General features: G+C 64.5%; 20 protein-coding genes. 4 read left to right on the top strand and 16 right to left on the bottom strand.

Features of this window, described 5'->3' with window-relative positions; all coding sequences use genetic code 11:
- Positions 1 to 49 precede the first annotated feature (49 nt).
- The 7 genes from AC5RU9_RS05050 to AC5RU9_RS05020 form a co-directional block, all read right to left on the bottom strand.
- On the bottom strand, positions 50 to 268 hold the full coding sequence (locus AC5RU9_RS05050) for a helix-hairpin-helix domain-containing protein (RefSeq protein ID WP_211714092.1): 219 nt from the start codon (positions 266 to 268) through the stop codon (positions 50 to 52).
- Positions 269 to 301: 33 nt separating this feature from the next.
- Positions 302 to 862, bottom strand: coding sequence for a hypothetical protein (locus AC5RU9_RS05045; RefSeq protein ID WP_211714091.1), 561 nt, complete (start codon positions 860 to 862; stop codon positions 302 to 304).
- The gene (locus tag AC5RU9_RS05040; protein WP_494015572.1) at positions 859 to 1428 is read right to left on the bottom strand and encodes a DUF402 domain-containing protein; all 570 of its coding nucleotides are present in this window, start codon (positions 1426 to 1428) and stop codon (positions 859 to 861) included. The genes AC5RU9_RS05045 and AC5RU9_RS05040 overlap by 4 nt, the downstream gene beginning before the upstream one ends.
- Positions 1425 to 3398: a 1-deoxy-D-xylulose-5-phosphate synthase gene (gene dxs, locus AC5RU9_RS05035; protein ID WP_211714089.1), complete on the bottom strand. Its 1974-nt coding sequence runs from the start codon at positions 3396 to 3398 to the stop codon at positions 1425 to 1427. The genes AC5RU9_RS05040 and dxs overlap by 4 nt, the downstream gene beginning before the upstream one ends.
- A gap of 177 nt (positions 3399 to 3575) precedes the next feature.
- Complete coding sequence (gene acnA / locus AC5RU9_RS05030; RefSeq protein WP_494015571.1) at positions 3576 to 6383, bottom strand: aconitate hydratase AcnA; 2808 nt, start codon at positions 6381 to 6383, stop codon at positions 3576 to 3578.
- 232 nt (positions 6384 to 6615) lie between these two features.
- A complete protein-coding gene (locus AC5RU9_RS05025) occupies positions 6616 to 7983 on the bottom strand; it encodes a class I SAM-dependent RNA methyltransferase (protein WP_494015570.1) in 1368 nt (455 codons plus the stop codon).
- Positions 7984 to 9957 (bottom strand): APC family permease, encoded by a 1974-nt coding sequence (locus tag AC5RU9_RS05020; protein WP_494015569.1) that lies wholly within the window; start codon positions 9955 to 9957, stop codon positions 7984 to 7986.
- A gap of 114 nt (positions 9958 to 10071) precedes the next feature.
- Here AC5RU9_RS05020 and AC5RU9_RS05015 point away from each other — a divergent pair, with 114 nt between their 5' ends.
- Both AC5RU9_RS05015 and AC5RU9_RS05010 read left to right on the top strand, forming a co-directional pair.
- Positions 10072 to 10743, top strand: a complete 672-nt coding sequence (locus AC5RU9_RS05015) for a potassium channel family protein (RefSeq protein WP_211714135.1) — start codon at positions 10072 to 10074, stop codon at positions 10741 to 10743.
- On the top strand, positions 10743 to 11471 hold the full coding sequence (locus AC5RU9_RS05010) for a potassium channel family protein (RefSeq protein ID WP_494015568.1): 729 nt from the start codon (positions 10743 to 10745) through the stop codon (positions 11469 to 11471). The genes AC5RU9_RS05015 and AC5RU9_RS05010 overlap by 1 nt, the downstream gene beginning before the upstream one ends.
- Here AC5RU9_RS05010 and AC5RU9_RS05005 read toward each other — a convergent pair.
- The 4 genes from AC5RU9_RS05005 to dut form a co-directional block, all read right to left on the bottom strand.
- On the bottom strand, positions 11438 to 12208 hold the full coding sequence (locus AC5RU9_RS05005) for a DUF3159 domain-containing protein (protein WP_494015567.1): 771 nt from the start codon (positions 12206 to 12208) through the stop codon (positions 11438 to 11440). The two genes, AC5RU9_RS05010 and AC5RU9_RS05005, sit on opposite strands and share 34 nt — an antisense overlap.
- Positions 12205 to 12582, bottom strand: coding sequence for a hypothetical protein (locus AC5RU9_RS05000; protein WP_249184794.1), 378 nt, complete (start codon positions 12580 to 12582; stop codon positions 12205 to 12207). Before AC5RU9_RS05000 ends, AC5RU9_RS05005 begins: the two co-directional genes overlap by 4 nt.
- Complete coding sequence (locus AC5RU9_RS04995; protein WP_494015566.1) at positions 12575 to 13318, bottom strand: DUF3710 domain-containing protein; 744 nt, start codon at positions 13316 to 13318, stop codon at positions 12575 to 12577. The genes AC5RU9_RS05000 and AC5RU9_RS04995 overlap by 8 nt, the downstream gene beginning before the upstream one ends.
- 97 nt (positions 13319 to 13415) lie before the next feature.
- Positions 13416 to 13967: a dUTP diphosphatase gene (gene dut / locus AC5RU9_RS04990; protein ID WP_494015565.1), complete on the bottom strand. Its 552-nt coding sequence runs from the start codon at positions 13965 to 13967 to the stop codon at positions 13416 to 13418.
- A gap of 103 nt (positions 13968 to 14070) precedes the next feature.
- Between dut and AC5RU9_RS04985 the strand changes: the two genes are divergently transcribed.
- A complete protein-coding gene (locus AC5RU9_RS04985; RefSeq protein WP_494015564.1) occupies positions 14071 to 14568 on the top strand; it encodes a DUF3093 domain-containing protein in 498 nt (165 codons plus the stop codon).
- Between the two features lie 19 nt (positions 14569 to 14587).
- On the opposite strand, the gene AC5RU9_RS04980 is transcribed toward AC5RU9_RS04985, so the two are convergent.
- Positions 14588 to 14887 (bottom strand): DUF4193 domain-containing protein, encoded by a 300-nt coding sequence (locus tag AC5RU9_RS04980; protein ID WP_211714080.1) that lies wholly within the window; start codon positions 14885 to 14887, stop codon positions 14588 to 14590.
- A gap of 287 nt (positions 14888 to 15174) precedes the next feature.
- Between AC5RU9_RS04980 and sepH the strand changes: the two genes are divergently transcribed.
- A complete protein-coding gene (gene sepH, locus AC5RU9_RS04975; protein WP_494015563.1) occupies positions 15175 to 16503 on the top strand; it encodes a septation protein SepH in 1329 nt (442 codons plus the stop codon).
- A gap of 12 nt (positions 16504 to 16515) precedes the next feature.
- Here the strand turns inward: sepH and AC5RU9_RS04970 are convergent, their stop codons facing one another.
- The 4 genes from AC5RU9_RS04970 to AC5RU9_RS04955 are packed head-to-tail and all read right to left on the bottom strand — an operon-like array spanning position 16516 to position 21882.
- The gene (locus tag AC5RU9_RS04970; RefSeq protein WP_494015562.1) at positions 16516 to 17217 is read right to left on the bottom strand and encodes a thymidine kinase; all 702 of its coding nucleotides are present in this window, start codon (positions 17215 to 17217) and stop codon (positions 16516 to 16518) included.
- Entirely contained in the window at positions 17210 to 18415 is a 1206-nt protein-coding gene (locus tag AC5RU9_RS04965; RefSeq protein WP_494015561.1) for an alkaline phosphatase family protein, read from the bottom strand. Before AC5RU9_RS04965 ends, AC5RU9_RS04970 begins: the two co-directional genes overlap by 8 nt.
- A complete protein-coding gene (locus tag AC5RU9_RS04960; protein WP_494015560.1) occupies positions 18412 to 19137 on the bottom strand; it encodes a DUF5998 family protein in 726 nt (241 codons plus the stop codon). Before AC5RU9_RS04960 ends, AC5RU9_RS04965 begins: the two co-directional genes overlap by 4 nt.
- Positions 19138 to 19194: 57 nt before the next feature.
- Entirely contained in the window at positions 19195 to 21882 is a 2688-nt protein-coding gene (locus tag AC5RU9_RS04955) for a bifunctional acetate--CoA ligase family protein/GNAT family N-acetyltransferase (protein WP_494015559.1), read from the bottom strand.
- Positions 21883 to 21932 lie beyond the last annotated feature (50 nt).

The following is a 21932-nucleotide window of genomic DNA, read 5'->3' as shown; positions in this document are numbered from 1 at the left end:
TCGGCGGCCCAAGCAGCTAGTAACCCCAGGCAACAAACACCCCTGCCCCTTAGCTGCGGCCGTAGGTGATTCCCGATTCCTCCATGGCGTCCTCAAGCTGGGCAATGGCCACGGGCCCCATCCCATGGAGTTTGGTGGCTTTCAACTCGCCGAATTCGGCCAGCTGCTCCAGTGTCTCGATCCCCTCGTGGGCCAGCGCACGCTTGGCCGGCGCCGCGAGGCCTTTGGGCAAGGGGGTATGGCCGGGCCAATTGCTTTTGGACGACATGGAGTGATCCCTTCTGGGCGCAATGGTGCTTACTTAGAGAGTAAAGCCCACACCCTGCTTCGGCGAGTGCTTAATTTTGAAAGCGGTCGGATCACTGTGGGGCGCGGCAGCGATGGTGAGCTTGGTGAAATCCAGGTCTTCACCGCGGACACAGATCTTGATGGCGTTCACGGCTTTGTTGACGTCGGGGCAGAGGCAAAAGATGTTCAGCCGGGAGTTGCCGATTTCTGAACGGTCCACCACTCCGAGGCCCCGCCAGGCCAGTTCGGCCGTGAGCGCGGTCTTCGCCTTCCGCTCAAGGTGACGGTCCCGCTCGGTGCCGTCCTTGGTCTTGAGGGCCAATTGTGCCACCACCCAGAACTGCTCGGATTCGGGAATCTCCGCATACCCGTCTTCTTCGCATTGCGCGGCAAAGGCCGCCATCAGGCCCTCGACGGAGGTTTCATTGTCGACGGCGGTCTCGTCGGTCGTGCTCTGGTGCCCAACGACACCGTGGTTCACGACGAACTGCTGGTCCTCATCGTCGTACCAGGCTTCCCGGAAGTGGAGAACCCCGTCGTCGTCGCGTTTGTACGTACGAATAATGCCGCTCATGCTCGTCCTTTCCTGAACCACTCTGCGCTGGTGCTGGCAGCACCGGTCATGTCGAAGGGGGCTTCCATGCTTTGTACTGCTTCGAAAAGGCCTGCGCATTCCGCCCGCATGGCCGCAACCATGGCCTCGGGGTACGCCATATCGGTTCGATGCTGTTCGAATTCGTCTTCGTCATCCACGAACACCCCATGCATGGTGGACCGGATGACGTCCAGGTCCATGTCGATCATGTGGAACTCGGTGACGCCGGGCTTCAGTTGATTCCAGGCATGGGCAGTGGCGAGATCGACGTAGATCCGGAAGTCGCCCGGGTAGCTGTCGTCGTAGAAGGTGGCCACGTACTCCCCCGTGCGCGGGATGAGCAGGACAGCGTCTGAAGCTGTGTAGAAAGCAGCGCCGGGCCGGGAGCAGAACTCCCCCGCCCCTTGGAAGACCCACCAGCCGTGGATGTCCTCACCAAGGTAGGTTCCCGGGACCACCCAGTGTGCCTTGCCGTTCCACTTCCTGTTCCTCGACACCACAAGGTCGCCGGGCTGCAGGGAGCCCGGCCCGCGGTCACCGTTCACAGGGTGGGCATACTTCCGGTGGTGGGGTGCTCCTGGCCCGGCAACGGGCGGGCAAACGGAACCTTTGTCCCCAAAACCTGGGCTACGACGTCGTGGGTTATTTTCTGGGCGGTGAGCCCCACCCGTTCCAGGACCTGGCTGCGCGATCCGTGCACCAGGAACTCGACAGGCAGGCCGACCTCGTTGAGGGCGGTATCGACGCCCGCGGCGCGCATTTCCTGCCGGATCCGGGAACCGACGCCCCCGGCCCGGACGCCGTCTTCGATGCAGATGACCAAGCGGTGGCGGGCGGCCAAGGCAATGATGGACTTACGGACGGGCAGGACCCAGCGGGGGTCGACCACCGTGGAACTGATACCTTGGGCGCCCAGGCGAGCGGCGACGTCGAGAGCGATTTCCGACATGGCGCCAACGCTGACGATCAGGACGTCGTTCTCGGTGGAACCCTCGGGGCGGCGGGCGAGGATGTCCACGCCGTCATGCAGGCGCTCAATGGCCTCGACTTCAGAACCGACGCTGCCCTTGGAGAAACGGACCACGGTGGGGGCGTCGTTTATGGCCACGGCTTCGCGGAGTTCCTCACGGAGCCGGGAAGCGTCGCGCGGAGCAGCCAAGTGAAGTCCGGGCACGATCTGGACCATAGCCATATCCCACATGCCGTGATGGCTGGGCCCGTCCGGGCCGGTGACCCCAGCCCGGTCCAGGACGATGGTCACGCCGGCTTTGTGCAGCGCCACGTCCATGAGGAGCTGGTCGAAGGCCCGGTTGAGGAAGGTGGCGTACACCGCCACGACGGGGTGGAGACCGCCAAAGGCCATGCCCGCGGCAGAAGTCAATGCGTGCTGCTCGGCAATGCCGACGTCGATGACGCGCTCGGGATGGCGCTCAGCAAACTTATGCAGGCCCACCGGAATGAGCATGGCGCCGGTGATACCCACGATGTCGGGGCGTTCGTCGGCGATGTCGGCGATTTCCTCAGCGAACACCGACGTCCAGGACCTGGCACCGGGCATTTCCGTGGATTCACCCGTTTCGGGATCGATGATGCCCACAGCATGGAATTGGTCGGCCTCGTTGGCGAGGGCCGGAGCGTAACCATGGCCCTTCTCCGTCATGGCATGCACGATCACGGGGCCACCATAGGCCTTGGCCGTGCTGAGGGCGTGCTCCATCGCCTGAAGGCTGTGCCCGTCCACTGGACCGATGTACTTCATCCCCAGGTCTTCGAACATGCCCTGCGGGGCCCACCAGTCCTTGATGCCCTTTTTCATGGCATGCAGGCTCTTGTAGGTGAACTGGCCTGCGGGGCCGCCGTTCTGCAGCCTCTTCTTCCACCAATCCAGCATGCCCTCATAAGCCGGGGCTGTTCGCAACGAATCGATCGTGGGGCGCAGTGACGCCAGGTAGTCGGCGAAACCGCCGACAGTGGGAGCGTAGGAACGTCCGTTGTCGTTGACGACAATGACCACCCGGCGCCGCTTGTCCGCGGCAATGTTGTTGATGGCTTCCCACGTCATGCCGCCGGTCAACGCGCCGTCGCCCACTACCGCGACGACGAACCGGTCGCCTTCGCCGGTCAGTTGGCGGGCGCGCGAAATACCGTCAGCCCACGACAGGGACGAGGAAGCGTGCGAGCTTTCCACGATGTCGTGTTCGGATTCGGCGCGTTCCGGATAGCCCGAGAGTCCGCCTTGCTGGCGGAGCGTGCTGAAGTCCTGCCGGCCGGTGAGGAGCTTGTGCACGTATGACTGGTGACCGGTGTCAAAAACGATGCTGTCCCGCGGGGATTCAAAGATCCTATGGATAGCGAGCGTAAGTTCCACAACGCCCAGGTTGGGTCCCAGGTGTCCACCTGTGGCGGCTACGTTGGTGATCAGGAATGCCCTGATTTCTCCGGCCAGTTGTTCCAGCTCGGTGCCGGACAGTTTGGCCAGGTCCTGTGGATCCTTGACGGTTTCCAAAAGTCCCAACGGCCCTCCTTAGGGTGAATGACGTGCTTGTTAACTTTAGCGCGTGCCCGGCACCCACGCGTTTCCCACACTGGCAGGTCGCGGAGTGGTGTGTGCAGGACGCCAACAGCCCCGGCTGGTCAGGCGACCAGCCGGGGCTGTCTGGCAATCGGAATCAGCTGGAACCCAGCTTCTTCGCTATGCGGAGATCTGGCGGAGGACGTACTGCAGGATGCCTCCGTTGCGGTAGTAGTCCGCTTCGCCCGGGGTATCGATACGCAGCACGGCATCGAACGACTTGGCAGTGCCATCCTCAGCGGTGGCGGTCACCTTGAGCGTCTTCGGCGTGGTGCCGTTGTTCAGCTCGGTGACGCCTTCGACGGCGAACGTTTCCGTGCCGGTCAGGCCCAGCGTTGCTGCCGACTCGCCCGCGGGGTACTGCAGCGGGAGGACGCCCATGCCGATCAGGTTGGAACGGTGGATGCGCTCGTAGCTTTCGGCGACGACGGCCTTGACACCCAGGAGCGCAGTGCCCTTGGCTGCCCAGTCGCGGGACGAACCGGAACCGTATTCCTTGCCTGCCAGTACCACCAGCGGGATGCCGGCTGCCTGGTAGTTCTGGGCGGCGTCGTAGACGTAGGCCTGCGGTGCGCCTTCCTGGCTGAAGTCGCGGGTGAAGCCACCCTCAACGCCGTCCAGGAGCTGGTTCTTGATACGGATGTTCGCGAACGTACCGCGGATCATGACTTCGTGGTTTCCACGGCGCGAGCCGTAGGAGTTGAAGTCCTTGCGCTCCACGCCGTTGGCCAGCAGGTACTGACCAGCCGGGGTGTCCGACTTGAAGGAACCGGCCGGGGAGATGTGGTCCGTGGTGACGGAGTCGCCAAGCTTCAGGAGCACGCGGGCGCCGGCAATGTCCTTGACGGGGTCCGGCTGGGCCTTCATGCCCTCGAAGTATGGGGGCTTCCGCACGTACGTGGAATCCTCGGCCCAGGCGAACGTGTCGCCGGCAGGGGTGTCCAGTGCCTTCCAGCGGTCGTCGCCGTCGAAGACGCCTTCGTAGCCCTTGGCGAACATGGCTTCATCGATGGAGGAGTCGATGACTTCCTGCACCTCGGTGGGGTTCGGCCAGATGTCCTTGAGGAAGACCTCGTTGCCATCGGAGTCGGTGCCCAGGGAATCGGTGTCGAAGTCGAAGTCCATGGAACCGGCCAGGGCGTAGGCGATGACCAGCGGCGGCGAAGCCAGGTAGTTCATCTTTACGTCCGGGTTGATACGGCCTTCGAAGTTGCGGTTGCCCGAGAGCACTGCGGTGACGGAGAGGTCGTTGGCCTGGATGGCTTCGGAGATTTCCGGCTCCAGCGGGCCGGAGTTACCGATGCAGGTGGCGCAGCCATAACCCACGATGTAGAAGCCGAGCTTCTCCAGGTACGGCGTGAGGCCGGACTTCTCGTAGTAGTCCGTGACGACCTTCGAGCCCGGGGCTACGGAGGTCTTGACCCACGGCTTGGACGTCAGGCCCTTGTCCACGGCGTTGCGGGCCAGGAGTGCAGCCGCAAGCATGACGGAAGGGTTGGACGTGTTGGTGCAGGACGTGATCGAAGCGATCGAGACAGCGCCGTGGTCCAGTTCGAACTCGCGGCCGTCGGCGGTGGTGACCTTGACGGGCGAAGACGGACGGCCATGCGCACCGTTGGCGGCGGACGCTACGCGTGCCGTCTCCGTGGTGTGCGAATCGGCGTGCGTGAAGGACGGTGCATCCGATGCCGGGAAGGACTCGTCGAGGGACTCGTCAACACTGCCGTCCTCGATGGCGACGTAGTTGTGGATGTCCTTGCGGAACTGTTCCTTGGCATCCGTGAGCTCGATGCGGTCCTGGGGACGCTTGGGGCCCGAGATGGACGGAACCACGGTGGACAGGTCCAGTTCCAGGAACTCGGAGAAGCGGAGTTCGCGGGAAGGATCGTGCCAGAGGCCCTGTTCCTTCGTGTATGCCTCGACGAGGGCGACGTTTTCTTCCGAGCGGCCGGTGAGGCGCAGGTAGTCCAGCGTGACGTCGTCGATCGGGAACATGGCAGCCGTGGAACCGAATTCCGGGCTCATGTTGCCGATGGTGGCGCGGTTGGCCAGCGGCACAGCCGCGACGCCTTCACCGTAGAACTCGACGAACTTGCCCACGACGCCGTGCTTGCGCAGCATTTCGGTGATGGTGAGGACGACGTCGGTGGCGGTGGCGCCTGCCGGGATGCTGCCGTTGAGCTTGAAGCCGACAACGCGGGGAATCAGCATGGAGACGGGCTGGCCGAGCATCGCTGCCTCGGCTTCGATGCCGCCAACGCCCCAGCCCAGGATGCCCAGGCCGTTGACCATGGTGGTGTGCGAGTCGGTGCCAACACAGGTGTCGGGGTAGGCGCGGACCACTCCGTCGATCTCACGGGTCATGACGGTGCGTGCCAGGTACTCGATGTTGACCTGGTGGACGATGCCGGTTCCCGGAGGGACAACCTTGAAGTCGTCGAACGCGGTCTGGCCCCAGCGAAGGAACTGGTAGCGCTCACCGTTGCGCTGGTATTCGATCTCCATGTTGCGCTCCAGCGCGCCGGAGTTGCCGAAGGCGTCGATCTGGACGGAGTGGTCGATGACCATTTCTGCGGGCGCCAACGGGTTGACGCGCTTGGGGTCACCACCGAGTTCCTTGACGGCTTCGCGCATGGTGGCGAGGTCGACGACGCAGGGAACGCCGGTGAAGTCCTGCATGATGACACGGGCAGGGGTGAACTGGATTTCCGTGTCGGGCTCCGCATTGGGATCCCAACCGGCCAGGGCGCGGACATGGTCGGCCGTTATGTTGGCCCCATCCTCAGTCCGCAGGAGGTTTTCAAGCAATACCTTAAGGCTGAACGGAAGGCTGTCAGCGCCTTCTACGGAGTTCAACCGGAAAATTTCATAATCGGTGCCGGCTACATTCAGTACGCCTTTGGAACCGAAGCTGTCCACAGTGCTCATGGCAGGACTCCTCTCGCAACAGTTTCATCTTTGTCGCGTGGTTGGCCGCTAGCCAGTTAGGCGGACCTTACTTAGCCGGGCGGCATCTCTGGTGGTCATCCCGGTCCGCCGCGGTGTTTCCTGCGGAGCGGGACTACTATGCCCATCGTAGTGGCATAAATCCCGGGAGGGGCAGGTGCCCGGACAAAGCCGATGCCGCCCGCGCTGACCAAGCAGGCGGGCGGCATCCGGACTACTGGGCGGGAACGATGAGGCCCACTGTCTCCAGGTGATGGGTGTTGGGGTAGAGGTCGAAGGCCCGCAAGGACTCGAGCCGCCACCCACCCTGCTGGAAGTAACCCAGATCACGCGCAAAGGAAGCGGGATCGCAGGACACATAGGCGATGGCGCGGGGTCCGGTGGCCATGAGTTGCTTGACCACGGCTTTGCCCGCTCCGGCGCGGGGCGGGTCCAGCACCAGGGAATCGAAACTGCGTGCCCGCTGGTGCAGCACCCGTTCCACACGCCCCTGGACGATCTCCACCTGGGGTTGTCCATGCAGGTTCTTGCGGGCGTCGCGACTCGTTCCGGGCGCCCCCTCCACCGAAAGCACCGATCCGGTGACTCCAACGGCGTCCGCCAGCGGGGCAGTGAACAGCCCTGCACCGGCATAGAGGTCGGCGACGGTGGCGCCCGGTTGCAAGTACCCGCCGCCGGAAAGGAAGTCCGTCACAGCGCCCACCAGGGTCTCCGGAGCATCCTTATGGATCTGCCAGAAGCCTTCCCCGGTTACGCGGTATTCGTGACCTACTGCGCTTTCCTGCACCCACGTCCTCCCACGCAGTTGCAGGACTTCGCCCTTGCCGGGATCGAAACTGGCCACCGAGACCTCATGGGGCAACTGCGAAAGGATGCTGTGCAGCCGCTTCGGACCAGTGCCTTCTTCCGGGGCAAGCAAAATCAAAGGCCGCGATCCGTTGGCGGGCACGGCCACTTCAACGCGGGCGATACCTGACAAGTCCAGGTCCCACAGCCGGAGTTCGTTGATCCCCTGGAGCGCCAACGGCATCTCCTTGATGGGGACAACCACATCGGAGCGGTGTGCGTGCATGCCCAACCGGCCCTTGGAGGTGACCGCAAAGCTGGTCCGCGTACGCCAGCCGAGTCCGCCGTCGTCGTTCTTGCCTACCGCCTCCACCTCGGTGGTGAGGTCCGTACCGGCCAGCCGCTTGAGTTGCTCGGCCAGGACCTCCGCCTTGAGTGCGCGCTGCCGCGGCAGCGAGATGTGGCCCAGTTCCGCGCCGCCAACCGGCGGACCGCCACGCCGCCAGGAGCCCAGGGAGTCGGCAGGCTTCCAAAAGTGCGGAACGCGGTCCGGTGAAGCTTCCAGGACCTCGACGACGTCGGCGCGCCAGAAGCGCGACGAGTCGCCGGAGTCGGTCAGCCGCACCCGGACTTTCTCACCGGGGATGCCGTGGCGGACAAAGATGACGCGCCCTTCGTGGCGCGCAATGAAGTGCCCGCCGTGGGCGATGGGTCCCACGTCGACCACGAGTTCAGGTCCGGGCCCTGCCTGTTCCTTGGTGTCTTGGTCATGGGGGGAATTGCTGTGGGACGTCATTTAGGTATCCTGCAGTGCCTTTGCTTCTTCGGACGACTTCAGCTGCCACGGAACGCTGGCAACCATGACTCCAGGTTCAAAGTGGAGCCGCGTCTTGATTCTGAGTGCTGTCTGGTTATGGACCAGTTGTTCCCACCATTTACCCACGACATACTCCGGGATGTAGACCACGATCAGGTCGCGGGGTGAATCGCGGCGCATGTTCTTGATGTAGTCCATGATGGGGGTCACGGTTTCACGGTAGGGGCTGGCGAGGACGGTCAGGGGAACCGGGATCTCAAGCTTCTCCCAGTCCCGGACTGTGTGTTCGGTCTCCTCGGAGTTGATGTCCACCGTGATCGCGTCCAACCGCGAGGGCCGTGACGCACGGGCATAAGCCAGTGCACGGAGCACCGGCTTGCGCACATGCGAGACGAGGAGGACTGCGTGCACCCGCGTAGGCAGCGCCCGGGGTGAGGAGTCCTCGTCCACCGCGAGTTCCTTGGCCACATTGTCGTAGTGGGCCCTGATGCTCCACATGATGAGGAACAGGATGAACATGGCGAGCAACGCGATCCATGCGCCCTGTTCAAATTTGGTGATCAGGACAATGACCAGCACCAAAGCCGTCATGCCGAAGCCCACCATGTTGATGGTGCGCGACTTGATGATGCGGCGTCGGACGGCCTTGTCGCGGGCAAGCTTGAGCTCGCGCCCCCAGTGCCGGATCATGCCGAGCTGGCTGGCGGTGAAGGAGATGAACACACCGACGATGTACAGCTGGATCAGCTTGGTGACATCGGCGTTGAACGAAAGAATCAGCACCAGCGCGCCCGCAGCCAAAGCCAGGACACCGTTGCTGAACGCGAGCCTGTCGCCGCGGGTCCGAAGCTGGCGGGGAAGGTAGCCGTCCTGGGCGAGGATGGAGCCCAGCACCGGGAAACCGTTGAAGGCGGTGTTCGATGCAAACACCAGGATCACGCCCGTAGCCGCAACCACGATGTAGAAGGGAATGGACCCCGCGCCGAAAATGGTGTCGGCGATCTGGCTGATGGCGGGATTCTGGATGTACCCCTCTGGCAGCGGTTTGCCATCAACCAGGAATTCCGTGGCCGGGTCCAGCACGATGTGGACCTTGGTGGCATTGGCGAGGAACAGGATACCGGCCAGCATCGCCGCCGCGATGGCACCAAGCAGCAGCAAGGTGGTGGCCGCGTTCTTGCTCTTGGGCTTCTGGAAGTTGGGCACGCCGTTACTGATGGCTTCGACGCCGGTCAGGGCTGCGGCGCCCGAGGAAAAGGCCCGAAGGAGGAGGAACGCGCCGGCCAGGCCCACCAGGCCTTCATCGAAGCCGGATTGCGGGACGATGGTGAAGTTGGCTGACTGCGCTTCCCCCAGTTGCCCTGTAGCAAACTGGAAGATGCCCACCGCTGTCATGCCAAGGATCGAGGCCATGAAGATATAGGTGGGGACAGCGAAAACCGAGCCCGCTTCCTTGATTCCACGCAGGTTCACCAACGCCAGGATGACCACGCCCACCGTCGCGATGAGCGCCTGCTGGCCGTGCAGCGATGGAATGGCGGTGGTGACATAGGCGGCCGCGGATGACATGGACACTGCCACGGTCAGCACATAATCCACCAGAAGCGCCGACGCCACTGTCAGGCCCGCGTACTTGCCGAGGTTGACGTTGGCGATTTCATAGTCGCCGCCACCCGAAGGGTAGGCGTGGACATTTTGGCGGTAGGACGCCACCACTGTGAGCAAGACCACCATGACGGCGAGGCCCACAAGCGGGGAAAACGCTACAGCGCTGACCCCGGCAAGGGCCAGCGTCAGCAGGATTTCGTCCGGGGCGTAAGCCACCGAGGACAAGGCATCCGAGGCGAAGATGGGCAAAGCGATGCGTTTGGGCAACAGGGTGTGGGACAGGCGGTCATTCCGGACCGGCCTGCCCACCAACACCCGCTTCGCGGCATTCAAAATTGTCAGCACTCCGCAAAGCTACTCTGAATCCAGAGCGATGTCATGACGGTCGTAGCGGGCTTAGCCCCGCCTCGGCGGTAAAGTCATACCGAGCGGCACGGACAACACACATAAGGAGACATGGTGGCTCACTTCGTGATCATGGGTTGCGGGCGTGTTGGCGCCACCCTGGCACATACTTTGGAGGATGCCGGCCACTCAGTGGCCATCATCGATCAGGATGAGCGGGCCTTCCGCCGGTTACGCCACACCTTCGGCGGCCGCAAGGTCACCGGCGTCGGCTTCGACCGGGACACCCTCAAGCAGGCAGGCGTGGAGGAAGCGTACGCTTTCGCCGCGGTTTCCAGCGGCGACAACTCGAACATCCTGGCTACCCGGGTGGCCCGGGAGACGTTCCATGTGGCCCACGTCGTGGCACGCATCTACGACCCCGGCCGCGCCGAAATCTACCAGCGGCTGGGCATCCCCACGGTTGCGGCCGTGCGCTGGAGCGCGGACCAGGTGCTGCGCCGGATTCTTCCCGAGCAGCATTTGGCCGGCGACTACCGCGAACCATCCGGCCGGCTCATCCTGGCCGAAGTCGACCTGCACGAGGCCTGGATTGGACACAGCCTTACCTCCATCGAGGCCGCTTCGGGGATCCGCATCGCCTTCCTGACGCGTTTCGGCGAAGGCCTCCTCCCCCACCCAGGCACGGCCTACCAGGAAGGCGACACCGTCCACGCCATGGTGAGCCTGGACCGAACCTCCGAGATCACCCGGATCCTCGCCAAAGCACCCGCCAAGGAGTCTTAGTGAAAGTTGTCATTGTTGGCGCAGGCAGCGTCGGCTCGTCCATTGCACGGGAACTGCTGTCCCATAAGCACCAGATCCTGCTCATCGACCTCAAGCCCGAGGTCATTGGCCGCAGCGGGCTTCGGGGTGCGCGGTGGCTGGTGGGTGATGCGTGCGAACTCAGCACCTTGCAGGACGCCAAACTGGAGGATGCCGACGTCGTCGTTTCGGCCACAGGTGACGACAAAGTCAACCTGGTGGTCTCCTTGCTGGCCAAGACTGAATTCGGCGTCGGACGCACTGTGGGGCGGGTGAACAATCCGAAGAACGACTGGATGTTCAACGACTCCTGGGGCGTCGACGTCGCTGTGAACACCCCTCAGCTGATGACCGCCCTGGTGGAAGAGGCCGTGGAGATCGGCGACATCGTCCGCCTGCTGACCCTCCAGACCGGTGTGGCGTCCATCGTCGAGTTCACGGTTCCGCACGACTCGCATGTCATTGGCAGCACCGTGGGGGACATTGACTGGCCGGACGATTCCACCCTGGTGGCCATCCTGCGCGACCAGGCTCCCATCACTCCGACCCGCGACGACGTCCTTGACGGAGGCGACGAACTGTTCTTCGTCACCACGATCGCTGCGGAGGATGGCCTGCGCGCCCTCCTGTCACCGGGCTCGGAGCTCGGCGGCCAGGAGAGCAACGGTGTGCTCGATCAGTCTGCCGAAGACGACGGCTTCGACGGCTGAGCCGCGGGCTTGGTGACCAACCAGGCTACCCAAAGGCCGAGGATGTACAACGGCGCACCCATCAGGAGCCTGGTGGTGGCCAGTGCCGTCAGGCCGGCCTCGCCCATGAAGTAGAGCGGAACCTGGACCACCAGGCGCAGCGCAAGCACTGCCACCACGATCCAGGTTCCCAGCTTGTAGGCGCGGAGCCTTTCCGGATCCTTCCGCCATTCCAGGCCCTCGTTGCGCACGAAGCCGAACAGCAGGCCAGCCACTGGCCATTTGATGGCGATGGACACCACCATGGCCGCAATGTAGGCAATGTTGGTGAAGAAGCCCAGGACGTAAAAGTCCTCTGCCTTGCCGGTGGTGTTGGCCAGCCAGGCCGAAATGCCGACGCCCACTATGCCTGCGACGGCCTGCGTCGGGGGACGCCGTTGCACCAGGCGAACCACGGTGAAAATCGCTGCCGCGGCCAGGGCGGCGATGAGGGAGGGGCCAAGGTCCCGCGTGACGGTGAACACCACCAGGAAGACCAGTCCGGGAAGGATGCTCTCGGCGATCCCTTGGACTCCTCCGGCGGATTTGAGCATGTCGACATGCCCGGCGCTGTTTCGCTGGAGGCCCGCTTTTCCTGCGTAACCAGCAGCGAGGTCGGACATGCTGGGCCGGTTGTCGGGGGTCGCGGACGGCGTTACTTCGCCGGACGGCGTCGCCCCTCCGTTGTCCTTCGGCTCTGAACCGTTGGCCACGGTCATAGGTGCTCCTGACGGGAAAGAATTTCGTAGCGTGGATTGAACATGGCCGGCAAGCCGTCGAACTGGGTGACCATGCCGTTCAGGCGAAGCCGTACACCGGCCTCGATGCCGGGAACCCGTGTCCTGCCCAGCCAAATGACGCGGAGCCGGTCAAACGGCCGCCGGCTGCCCTTGGACATGAGCAAGGACTCGCTTCCATGCTCCAGTGCGTCCACCACCACTGCGGAGAAGAACGGCTGCTCGCTGGGCGGCTGATGCGTAACGGACTCGATGTAACCCGTGCAGACCGCCCTGCCGCGCATGGGCAGATCCCGCACGCCCTCCCCCAGCGGCGGTTGGCCGGCAAACTCGTTGCGGCCCGGGGTGTCAGCCAATCTGGGTGATCTCCGGACCCCGTTCCGGCTGCTGCATGCCGGGTGCGCCCTGCGGAGCGCCAGGCTGGCCGGCAGCGGTTGCGTCCTTGGGCAGGCGAAGCTGCAGCAGTTCACGTGGTGGCATCGGGTTGTCGCCACGGACCACAACAACGCGGCGGAAGAGCTCTTCGAGGCCGGCCGCGGCGTCACGGTCCAGGGCAGCTTCTCCCCCGAGCACCCCGCGGAGGAACCAGCGGGGACCGTCCACTCCCATGAAGCGGGCCGCGCGGAACCCGCGGCTGCCATCAGTGGCTTCCGCGGGAAGCTTTGCCACCAGTTCCGTGCCGAAGGTCCCGGGGATTTCCTCGGTTTCGCCTCCCTGGCTTGCGACGGATTGGGTGATCTGCTCCCGGATTTCGTCCCACAGCCCCTCGGAGCGCGGCGCTGCAAAGGCCTGGAGCTGCAGGCTGGAGCCCGCAAGGTCCATGGTTACGGCAACCACACGTTGGGTGGCTTCTTCCACCTCAAGCCGCAGCTGCAGCCCTTCGGCCGGGGAGATCAGCAACGCACCCAGGTCGACGTACCCGTCACGGTCCTCGATTTCATCGATGTCCAATGGACCCTTGCCGAGCCGGAAGTCGCCACGCGTGCCACCTTCGGCAGCCTCGGGGCTTCCTGCTGCCGTACCGGATTCATCGACGGCGGCAGCGGTTTCCGCTTGCTCGTCCTTGGACTTCTTGCCGCGCCCAAAAAGCATGGGGTTTTCTCCTTAGTAGTGGTCTATCCCCAAGTAAACCGCAACCACGTAAAACAACTGCAATGCGGCGGGACTCAGATTCCAGCGCTTGCCAGAATCAGTGGTTTGCCGGGGTGGTCGGTGCGTTGTAGCCGCCGGTGGATCCGAAACCGCCGGTTCCCCGAACGGAATCAGAGAGCTGGTCGACAGCTACGAACCGCGCATATTCGACGCGCTGAATCACCATTTGTGCAATTCTATCGCCGCGCTTGAGGTCGATGGCGTGCTCTTGGTCGGTGTTCAGCAGCGTCACGGCAATCTCGCCACGGTAGCCCGCGTCCACGGTTCCAGGGGCGTTGACCACTGTGAGGCCATGCTTGGTGGCCAGGCCGGAGCGTGGGTGGATGAGGGCCACGAATCCGTCGGGCAGCGCGATGGAAACGCCTGTGGGCACGAGTTTCCGTTCGCCTGGGGCGAGGTGCACGTCCTCGCGGGACCGCAGGTCGGCTCCCGCGTCTCCGGGGTGGGCGTAAGAGGGTGCTTCCAACCCGGCGTCGAGCATTTTCAGCTGCACGTCCAAAGTGGGTGCGCCGTAGGAAGCGGTGGTGTTGCTGCTGTCCGCATCTGCGGAGGCGGCGTCTGAACTGAATACTGCGGTCTCGTTGCTCACAGTCGTCCATTCTACGGGGACTGGGCCCGGCGGGAAGGTCCGCGATCAGCGTCACCGTTGCCTGTGAACCCGCTGGGAGTCGATCGCCCGATAAGCTGGACCCATGCCTACGCCTGACCAGTCTTCACCCGTGCCTGCCCGGAACACGCCCTCAGCCTCCGGGGTCCTGTACAGCGAAAAGTTGTGGCCGTCACCGTGGATCTGGATCGTCGTGGTTGGTCTCTCCAGCGCAGGCCTCCTCATGTTTGGCCCCATCAGCGTGGCTACCGGAATCATCGCAGCGATCGCACTCCTGGTCATCATGACGGTGATGCTGGTGCTCTCCACCCCCACCATCACCGTTACCGCGGACACGGTGCGCGTGGGCCGGGCAAGCATCGACCGCAGTTTCGTCGGCTCGGTTGAGGCGTTCAGGAAGGCCGAAGCGACGGCGGAGCGCGGCCCCCGCCTTAACGGCCTGGCGTACATGTGCTTCCGCGGATGGATCGATCCGGTGGTCAAGATCGAAATCACGGATCCCGCCGACCGAACTCCGTATTGGCTTGCTTCGTCCCGCAGGCCGGAGGAACTGGTGTCTGCCCTGACGGCGCGCCAGTCCTAGGAAACCGACGGGCGGCCCCTTAGCTTTCGCACTCCGTGCAGTAGAGGTGGCCGCCCCTTTCCGCGGCGATCTGCGACCTGTGCTTGACCAGGAAGCAGTTGAAGCACGTGAATTCGTCAGCCTGGGGCGGCATGACCTGAATCAGGAGCTCCTCCCCCGACAGATCGGCTCCCGGGAGTTCGAAGCCATCGGCAAGGTCGGTCTCATCGACGTCGACCGCTGAGGATTGCTTCCCCGACTGGCGCGTCTTTAGCTCCTCAAGGGAGTCCTCGCTGGCGTCTTCCTCGGTCTTGCGAGGGGCATCATAATCCGTTGCCATGGTCCTGCTTCATCCTCCGTACCTGGTCCGGTTGGGTTCCCGGCCGGGTGGATCAGTGCCCGCCGCCGGTGTAACGGTGCAACGCCGGACGCCTTGGTTTTGTGCCCGATATCGGGCAGATTTTCCTCCCCCCACCACCAAATGTCCATAGGCCCGGCCCTCAGGCCAATACCCTCGCCGGTGCTCTTTCAAGGGAATATCACGGCACGCCCTTTGTCCTAGTAGGAAAAGGCCGCAACCGGTGGCAGAGTTTCGAATGTCAGTTATGCCATGTGGTGGAGGGTGTTATGCAGGATCTACGACTGGTAGGAGTCCACGACGACGGCGGGCATCTGCTCCTCAGCGGCCCCGGTGGTGCGATGTTCCAGCTTCCGATCGACGAGGCCCTGCGGGCCGCGGCGAGCCGGACCCCTGCCCAGGTGGCGGCACGCGCCTCCAATACGCCCATCGCCATGTCCCCCAGGGATATCCAGGCCAGGATCCGGAGCGGGGCTACCGCAGCGGAAGTCGCCGAGCTCTCCGGGCTGCCCTTGGCGAACGTTCAACGCTACGAGGGACCTGTCCTTGCCGAGCGTGAGTACGTGGTCCGCCAGGCGCGGGGCATCGAAGTTGCCTCTCCCGCCCCCGGCCACGACATGTACCGTTCGGTCTTCGGCGACCACCCGGCAACGCTTGGCGACATGGTCGACCACCGGTTGTCCGCCCACGGCATTGACTCCGCCACCGTCGAATGGGACTCGTGGCGCCGTCCTGACGGTTCCTGGACCGTCGTCGCGCGTTTCGAAACGGTCCCGGGGACCCATGGAAACATCGGCGAGGAACCGCCCGCCATGTGGACCTTCAGCCCCCAACGCAAGTCACTTCAGAACGCCAACCGTTGGGCGCAGCAGCTCAGCGAACTTGAGCCGTTGGACGGACCTGTGCCCGCCCGTCGGCTGGCCGCCGTTTCGGACCGGCCCTTCGATTTTGAGAACGACGCCGAATCGGCCGCCCGTGCGGCCGCCAAGGAATCGGACAGCCTGCTGGAGATGCTCCGCTCACGCCGTGGACAGCGGTTGGGCGTGGACGAAGACGGCGATGATGCCCTCGCGGTCCTGCTGAGCAATGTTCCGGCAGCCCACCCACGTCCCGGCGAAGAGGTGGAGGAGGTCCTCGCAGAAGCAGGCGAGGACTCCCCCGAACCGACCCCCGCCGCCCCGGAAGAACCTGCACGCAAGGACGGCCGGCCTTCCATGCTTTCCCGGCTGAGCCTGGCCCCACGGCACGCCGGCCCCGAGGATGACGACGATTCCTTGAAGCTGCACCACGGCGTCAGCACGGACACCCGGGAGATCACGGTGGTGGCCAGCCCCATGCGCCCGGTCACTTCCCTGGCTGGACGGAAGCCTGCCGGGCTGGACGAACTCTTGGGCGGCAGCACCAATGCCAATCCACGGAGTGAGGACGGGCCCACCGGCGATGAGGCGGAAGGAATCCCCGAGCAAGGGGCTGACGACGCCAAGGACCATGAGGGCGGCAAGGACGCTGAGGCTCCTGCTGAGCGCCAGCCCTCGCGGCCCAAGCGGTCCAGCATCCCGAGTTGGGACGAGATCGTTTTTGGAGCCCGCGGGGACTAGCTGCGCAGGCGGCTACTGCCGTGGAAGTTCGCCGGCCCCGGGCCAGAGGCACGCGTCGACGTCGAACGGAAGCGGCTGGTCCCCTCCAGCCATCAGGTTGGCACCATGGGCTGTGACCCGTCGCATGTAGTGCCGGCGGCAAAGGGTTTCGTAGCCCACCACACCCGCGAAGGGTGCATCGTCGGCGGCGGCGACATCGCCCACCATCACCTGTTCACCTTCGACCACCATGATGCCGTTCAGGGTGCGTGCGTTCTGGGTTGCCCGGCGGCCGCACCAGCACAATGCTTCGACCTGCAGGACCTGGACTTTGTCGGCGAGCTCTATAAGCCGTTGTGAGCCAGGGAACAAGCGTGTGCGGAAGTCGGACGTGATTCCGAAAGCGAAGACATCCACGTCCATCTCGTCCACAACCCGCGCCAGCTGCTCAACCTGGGACGGTGAGAACTGGGCCTCGTCGCAGATGAGGTAGTCGACACGCAGTCCACTGGTACGGCGGACCACTACTTCGTCCCAAAAGTCCGTGCCGCTTTCTACCTCAACGGCGTCGGTGCGCAGGCCCAACCGGCTGGAAATCGTGGAGTCCCCCGCGCGGTCGTTGCAGCTGAAGCGAATGCCACCACGGCCGCGTGCGCGGTGGTTGTGATCCATTTGCAGGGCGAGAGTGGACTTTCCGCAGTCCATGGTGCCCGAGAAGAAGACCAGCTCAGCCACGCTTGCCCTTCCTACCGGCAGCGGCAAAGCACAGCAGCGGCACTTCGCGTTCCGTCTTGGTCAGCGATCCATGCTGTCCCACCACTTCCAGGGCTGCGGGCCGGACACGGCGGGTGTCGTAAAGTGCCAGGGTGTCGCGGGCCGCGATCATCACATCACCGATGCGGGGAGCAACTTCCGGGCGCACTGCGCCAAACAAACCGGCTTCCACTGCCTGGTCGCGGGTGAAAGCCCAGATACGCTCGCCAAACCGCTTCCGCCAGGCGGCAAGGAGCGCATCGCGGTGGGAATCGGTGGCGTCAGGTTCAAGGTAGAGATGCACCATGCGGGGTTCCCCGGCGGTGTGCCGGACACCGGCTACCAGCGGCTCCTCGGCGGAGTAGTCGATCCGCTGGGATTCGGGAACGTCCAGCATGCCGTGGTCACCGGTGAGCAGGATAGTGGTTCCCGCGGGGAGTGTTGCCGAGAGCCTTTTCACGGTGGAGTCGAGCTCTTCGAGCTGGTGCTCCCAGCGGTCCGACTGGCAGCCGTAGCGGTGGCCGGCCTTGTCGAGCTCGTTGAGGTAGAAGTACATCAGCGACCTTCCACCCCCGGACATGGCTTCCGCTGCCGCGGCAGTCCGGGCATGCAGGGTAGTGCCGCCCACAAAGCGGCTGCCACGGAGTGCTGCCTGGGTCATCGGGGAATTGCCGAACTGTGGAAGGCTGACGGTCACGACGTCCACCTCGGACGCCACGCGTTCAAAAACGGTGGCGTTGGGCTGCCACGTCGCCGGGTCTACCGCTGAATCCCAATTGCCCAGGAGGTTGACCACCTTGTCCTGAGCGGGGTCCAGGACGTCGTAGCCCACCATCCCGTGCTGTCCCGCGGGCAATCCCGTACCTAGGCTCGCCAGGGAGGCCGCCGTGGTGCTGGGGAATGCGGAGTCGATCCACTGCGGGACATTTCCCTGGCCCCCGGCAAGGACCGACCGCAGGAAGGGAGTGTGGGAGGTCTTCTGCTTCAACAGGCTCCGACCCAGTCCGTCGGCGAGAACGACGCAGACCCGTTGCGATGAGGGCAACTGGAGCTGGTTGGTGAACCCCGGCAAGCCAAGGGCAGCCGCAGAACTGCTAAGGACCTCGGCTATCGACTTGGTCCCGAACAAGGGAGGTGCGGGAATGTCGGAGGAGCGGCCTGTCTGTGCCGTTTCGCTCAACGCTGGTGTCCGCGGCTCAGGCGGTTGCTGAAGACCCCTGACCGGGGCCTGGGAGCCGGGATGGTGGCGTGCTGGACCGGAGCAGGGTTGCCCGTGTTGACCGCGCGCAGGGCCCGGGCAAAGAGCTTCGCGTCCTGCACCGCCTGCAGGCCATCGGCTTCGGCGCTGATGCGCAGGACGATGTCTTCCTGGGCGATGGTTCCGCTGTAGCCGTGATCAGCTTCGCACTGTGGATCCCCACAACTGGCGGGCCCCATGTCGAGCCTTTGGCCACCCGACCAGGCGATGGAGACGGTCAGTTCCCGGACGGGGTCGGAGGACTTGTAGTCCTGCGGCTGGGAGTACATGTAGCTGAGGACCACCGAACGGATCTGGGCCACAGGCACGGACTCGGTGGAGATCTGCGCGACGATCTGCTCCCCCGCTTCGTCCAGTTGCTGGTCGTCAACGTGCGTGATGACCAGCATGTCCTCGGTCAGCACCAGGACGGTGATGTGGCGGCGGACCTCGGCCCGGTCGAAGTGTGTTTCCAGGTGCACCAGATGGGACAGGCACTCGCGGCCGTCCAGGGCGTCATCAACGACGTCCGCCACCAGCCGCGGATAGAACCCCGCCTGCTGCAGCGCCTGGTCCAGGCTTTGTCCCTGCGTGGCGTGGTTGTGCGCGGCAGGGTTCCCGGTGCTGGACGGGCGGGATTGAGGCGTCGGAGACTGGGTGCTCATTCCCCCATTTTCACAGATCGCTGGGTGACTTCCTAACCGCGATGGCCGTTGCTGTGGCTAACCGCGCATGGCCCGACGGGCACTGTCCGTGCGCTGGGCCGCGTTGCCTATCCACACGTCGGCAGCCAGGATCGTGGCTCCTGCCGGTCCGGCAAGCACCGGATTGAACTCAACCAGCGCAATGCCCGGATGGTCATCCTTGAGCTTTGCCAGTCGCGCGGCGACGTCCTCCAACGCTTCAACGTCCACAGCCGGCAGCCCCTGGTAGCCGAAGAGTTTCCGGGACGCGCGTGGTGAACGGATCACGTCATGCAGGTCCGCCGCGGAAAGTGGGGGCACCCTATGCGCCCAATCGTCCAGCAGGTTCACGGCGTCGCCAGCCAGTCCAAAGGAGAGCACCGGGCCAAGCAGGGGGTCTTCCATGGCGCGGAAAGTGCATGCCTGGCCCACCGGGGCCATGGCCTGAACTTCCAGCGCCGGCGATCCGTAGGGCTCGAGTGCCCGGCGCATCTGCGCGATGTTTTGCCGCAGGGATTCGGGGTCCTGGATGTCCAGCCGGACGCCGCCCAGGTCCAGCCGGTGACGGAGAGCCGGATCTGTGGTCTTCAGGACCACGGGCCATCCGGCTTTGTCCGCGGCGGCCACGGCCCCATCCGGCGTAGCAAAGCCGAAGGTGGGGACCACCTCAATTCCGTAGCCACCCAGCAACGCCGCAGCAGCACCGGCGTCGAGCTTCCTTAGCTTCTCGCCGGTCACGCCGGCGAGCATCGCCGCCAGGGTCTCGTGGGTGCCATCGACGTCGCAGCCCTCCGGTTCGACAAAGAGTCCCTGGTCCCGGTCGCGCCATTGCGCGTACCGGACGATCGCCGCCAGGGCTGCAACGGCCGCGCCGGCATTGGAGTAGCAAGGCAGCGCGGGTTTGCCTGACAAGCCCACCATGCCCTCCACATGAACCGAAAAATCCAGGATCCCGGTGAAGGCGGCCACCACTGGTTTGCCCGCCTCGGCGCTGCATTCGGCAAGTACCCCCGCCAAAGCCTCCACGGTGAGGCCGCGCGCGGGGAGGAGGGCCGCGACGACGGCGTGCACGGACTCGTCCGCGAGGCTCTCCTGGAGGCTGGCCCGCAGGGCGGGCAATGCCAGCGACATGCCGGCGTCGAGATCCACATCCGTTACCAGGCGATTGACGTCGAGGCCGAGGGGAACCGCGGTGTCGGCCACCACTTTGCCCAGCGCCACGGAATTCGAGTACACGGCAAGGCCGGGACCTTTGGGCAGTGCCTGCGTGGACACGATCTGCGCGATGTCCATGAGCTGTTCGATGGTCTCGACACGGATGACGCCGGCCTGCCGCATCATGGCGTCCACCGCCGCGCCCGGCGCCTGGGTGGTCCGGACCTCGTGGCCCGGTGGCAGGCTGAGTCCGGTGACATCGGACTTGGCCACGATGACGGGCTTGCTGCGGGACAAGCGCCGCGCCAAGCGGGAGAACTTTCGGGGGTTGCCGATGGATTCCAGGTAGAGGCCTACGGCGGAGGTATCGGCGTCGTCCTCCCAATATTGCATGGCGTCGTTGCCTGAAACGTCGGCGCGGTTGCCGGCGGAGAGGAAAGAGGACAACCCGAGCCGACGGCGGCTGGCGGCCGCGTAGACGGCCACTCCGACGGCCGCCGATTGGCTGAACAGGCCCAGGCTGCCCCTGGGCGGCATAGTGGGTGCCATGGAAGCGTTCAGCGACACGGAAGGGTGGGTGTTCAGTATCCCGAGGGACTCCGGGCCGATGACACGCATGCCATTGGCCCGGGCGCGCCGGACCAACTCGTGCTGGCGGAGGAGCCCGCGTTCACCGTCGTCGGCGAATCCGGCCGTCGCCACCACGATGCCCTTCACGCCCGCTGCAGCGCAGTCGTCAACCACCTTGGGCACTTCGTCGTAGGGGACGGCGATGATGGCAAGCTGAACCGGGTCAGGGATCTCGGACAATTTGGCGTAGGACATCATGCCGGCCAGTTCCAGGGCTTCCGGGTTGACGGCGTACACCGGGCCCGTGAAGCCGCCTTCAATGATGTGTTCCAGCAGCTGGTAGCCCACCGTCCCCCACTTGCGGCTGGCACCGATAACAGCAACGGACGACGGCGACAACAGGTCGCGTACGCTGCGTGCCTCTGCGCGGTGCTCCCGGGACTCCATGACGGCGCGGGATTTCTCTGTGGGGTCGATGTTGAACTCAACGCTGACGACGCCGTCGTCGAATTGCCGTTTGAGGTCGTAGCCGGCGTCCGCGAACACCATGAGCATCTTCCGGTTGTCCGGGAGGACCTCGGCGGTGAAGCGGCGGATGCCGTTTTCGCGGGCGGCTACGGCCAGGTGCTCCAGGAGGATCGAGCCAATGCCCCGGCCCTGGTGTGCGTCGGAAATGTTGAAGGCGACTTCGGCTTCCAGCGGATCGTCAAGCCGGTCGTACCGTCCAATGCCCATGATCTCGCCACCGATGGTGATCACGAACGCCACCCGGTTGATGTGGTCCACTTCGGTGAACCGCCGCACTTCCTTGCCGGAGAGCCTGGGCTTGAAGGAGAAGAACCGCATGTAGATGGAAGCCTGCGACTGGCCGGCGTGGAATGCCTGCAGCGCATCTGCGTCCTCGGGCCGTATCGGCCGCAGGTGGGCTGTGCCGCCGTCGCGCAGGACGACATCGGCCTCCCAATATTCCGGATAAATGCCGACGCCGGGCTGATCCACCATAGGCTTAGCCTAGCTAAAACATCCGCAGTACGACTTTCAAGGATCCACCG

Source organism: Arthrobacter sp. B0316-5-4 (assembly GCF_059090325.1).
The sequence above is the reverse complement of the archived record's forward strand: the minus strand, read 5'-3'. Positions and strand labels throughout refer to the sequence as shown.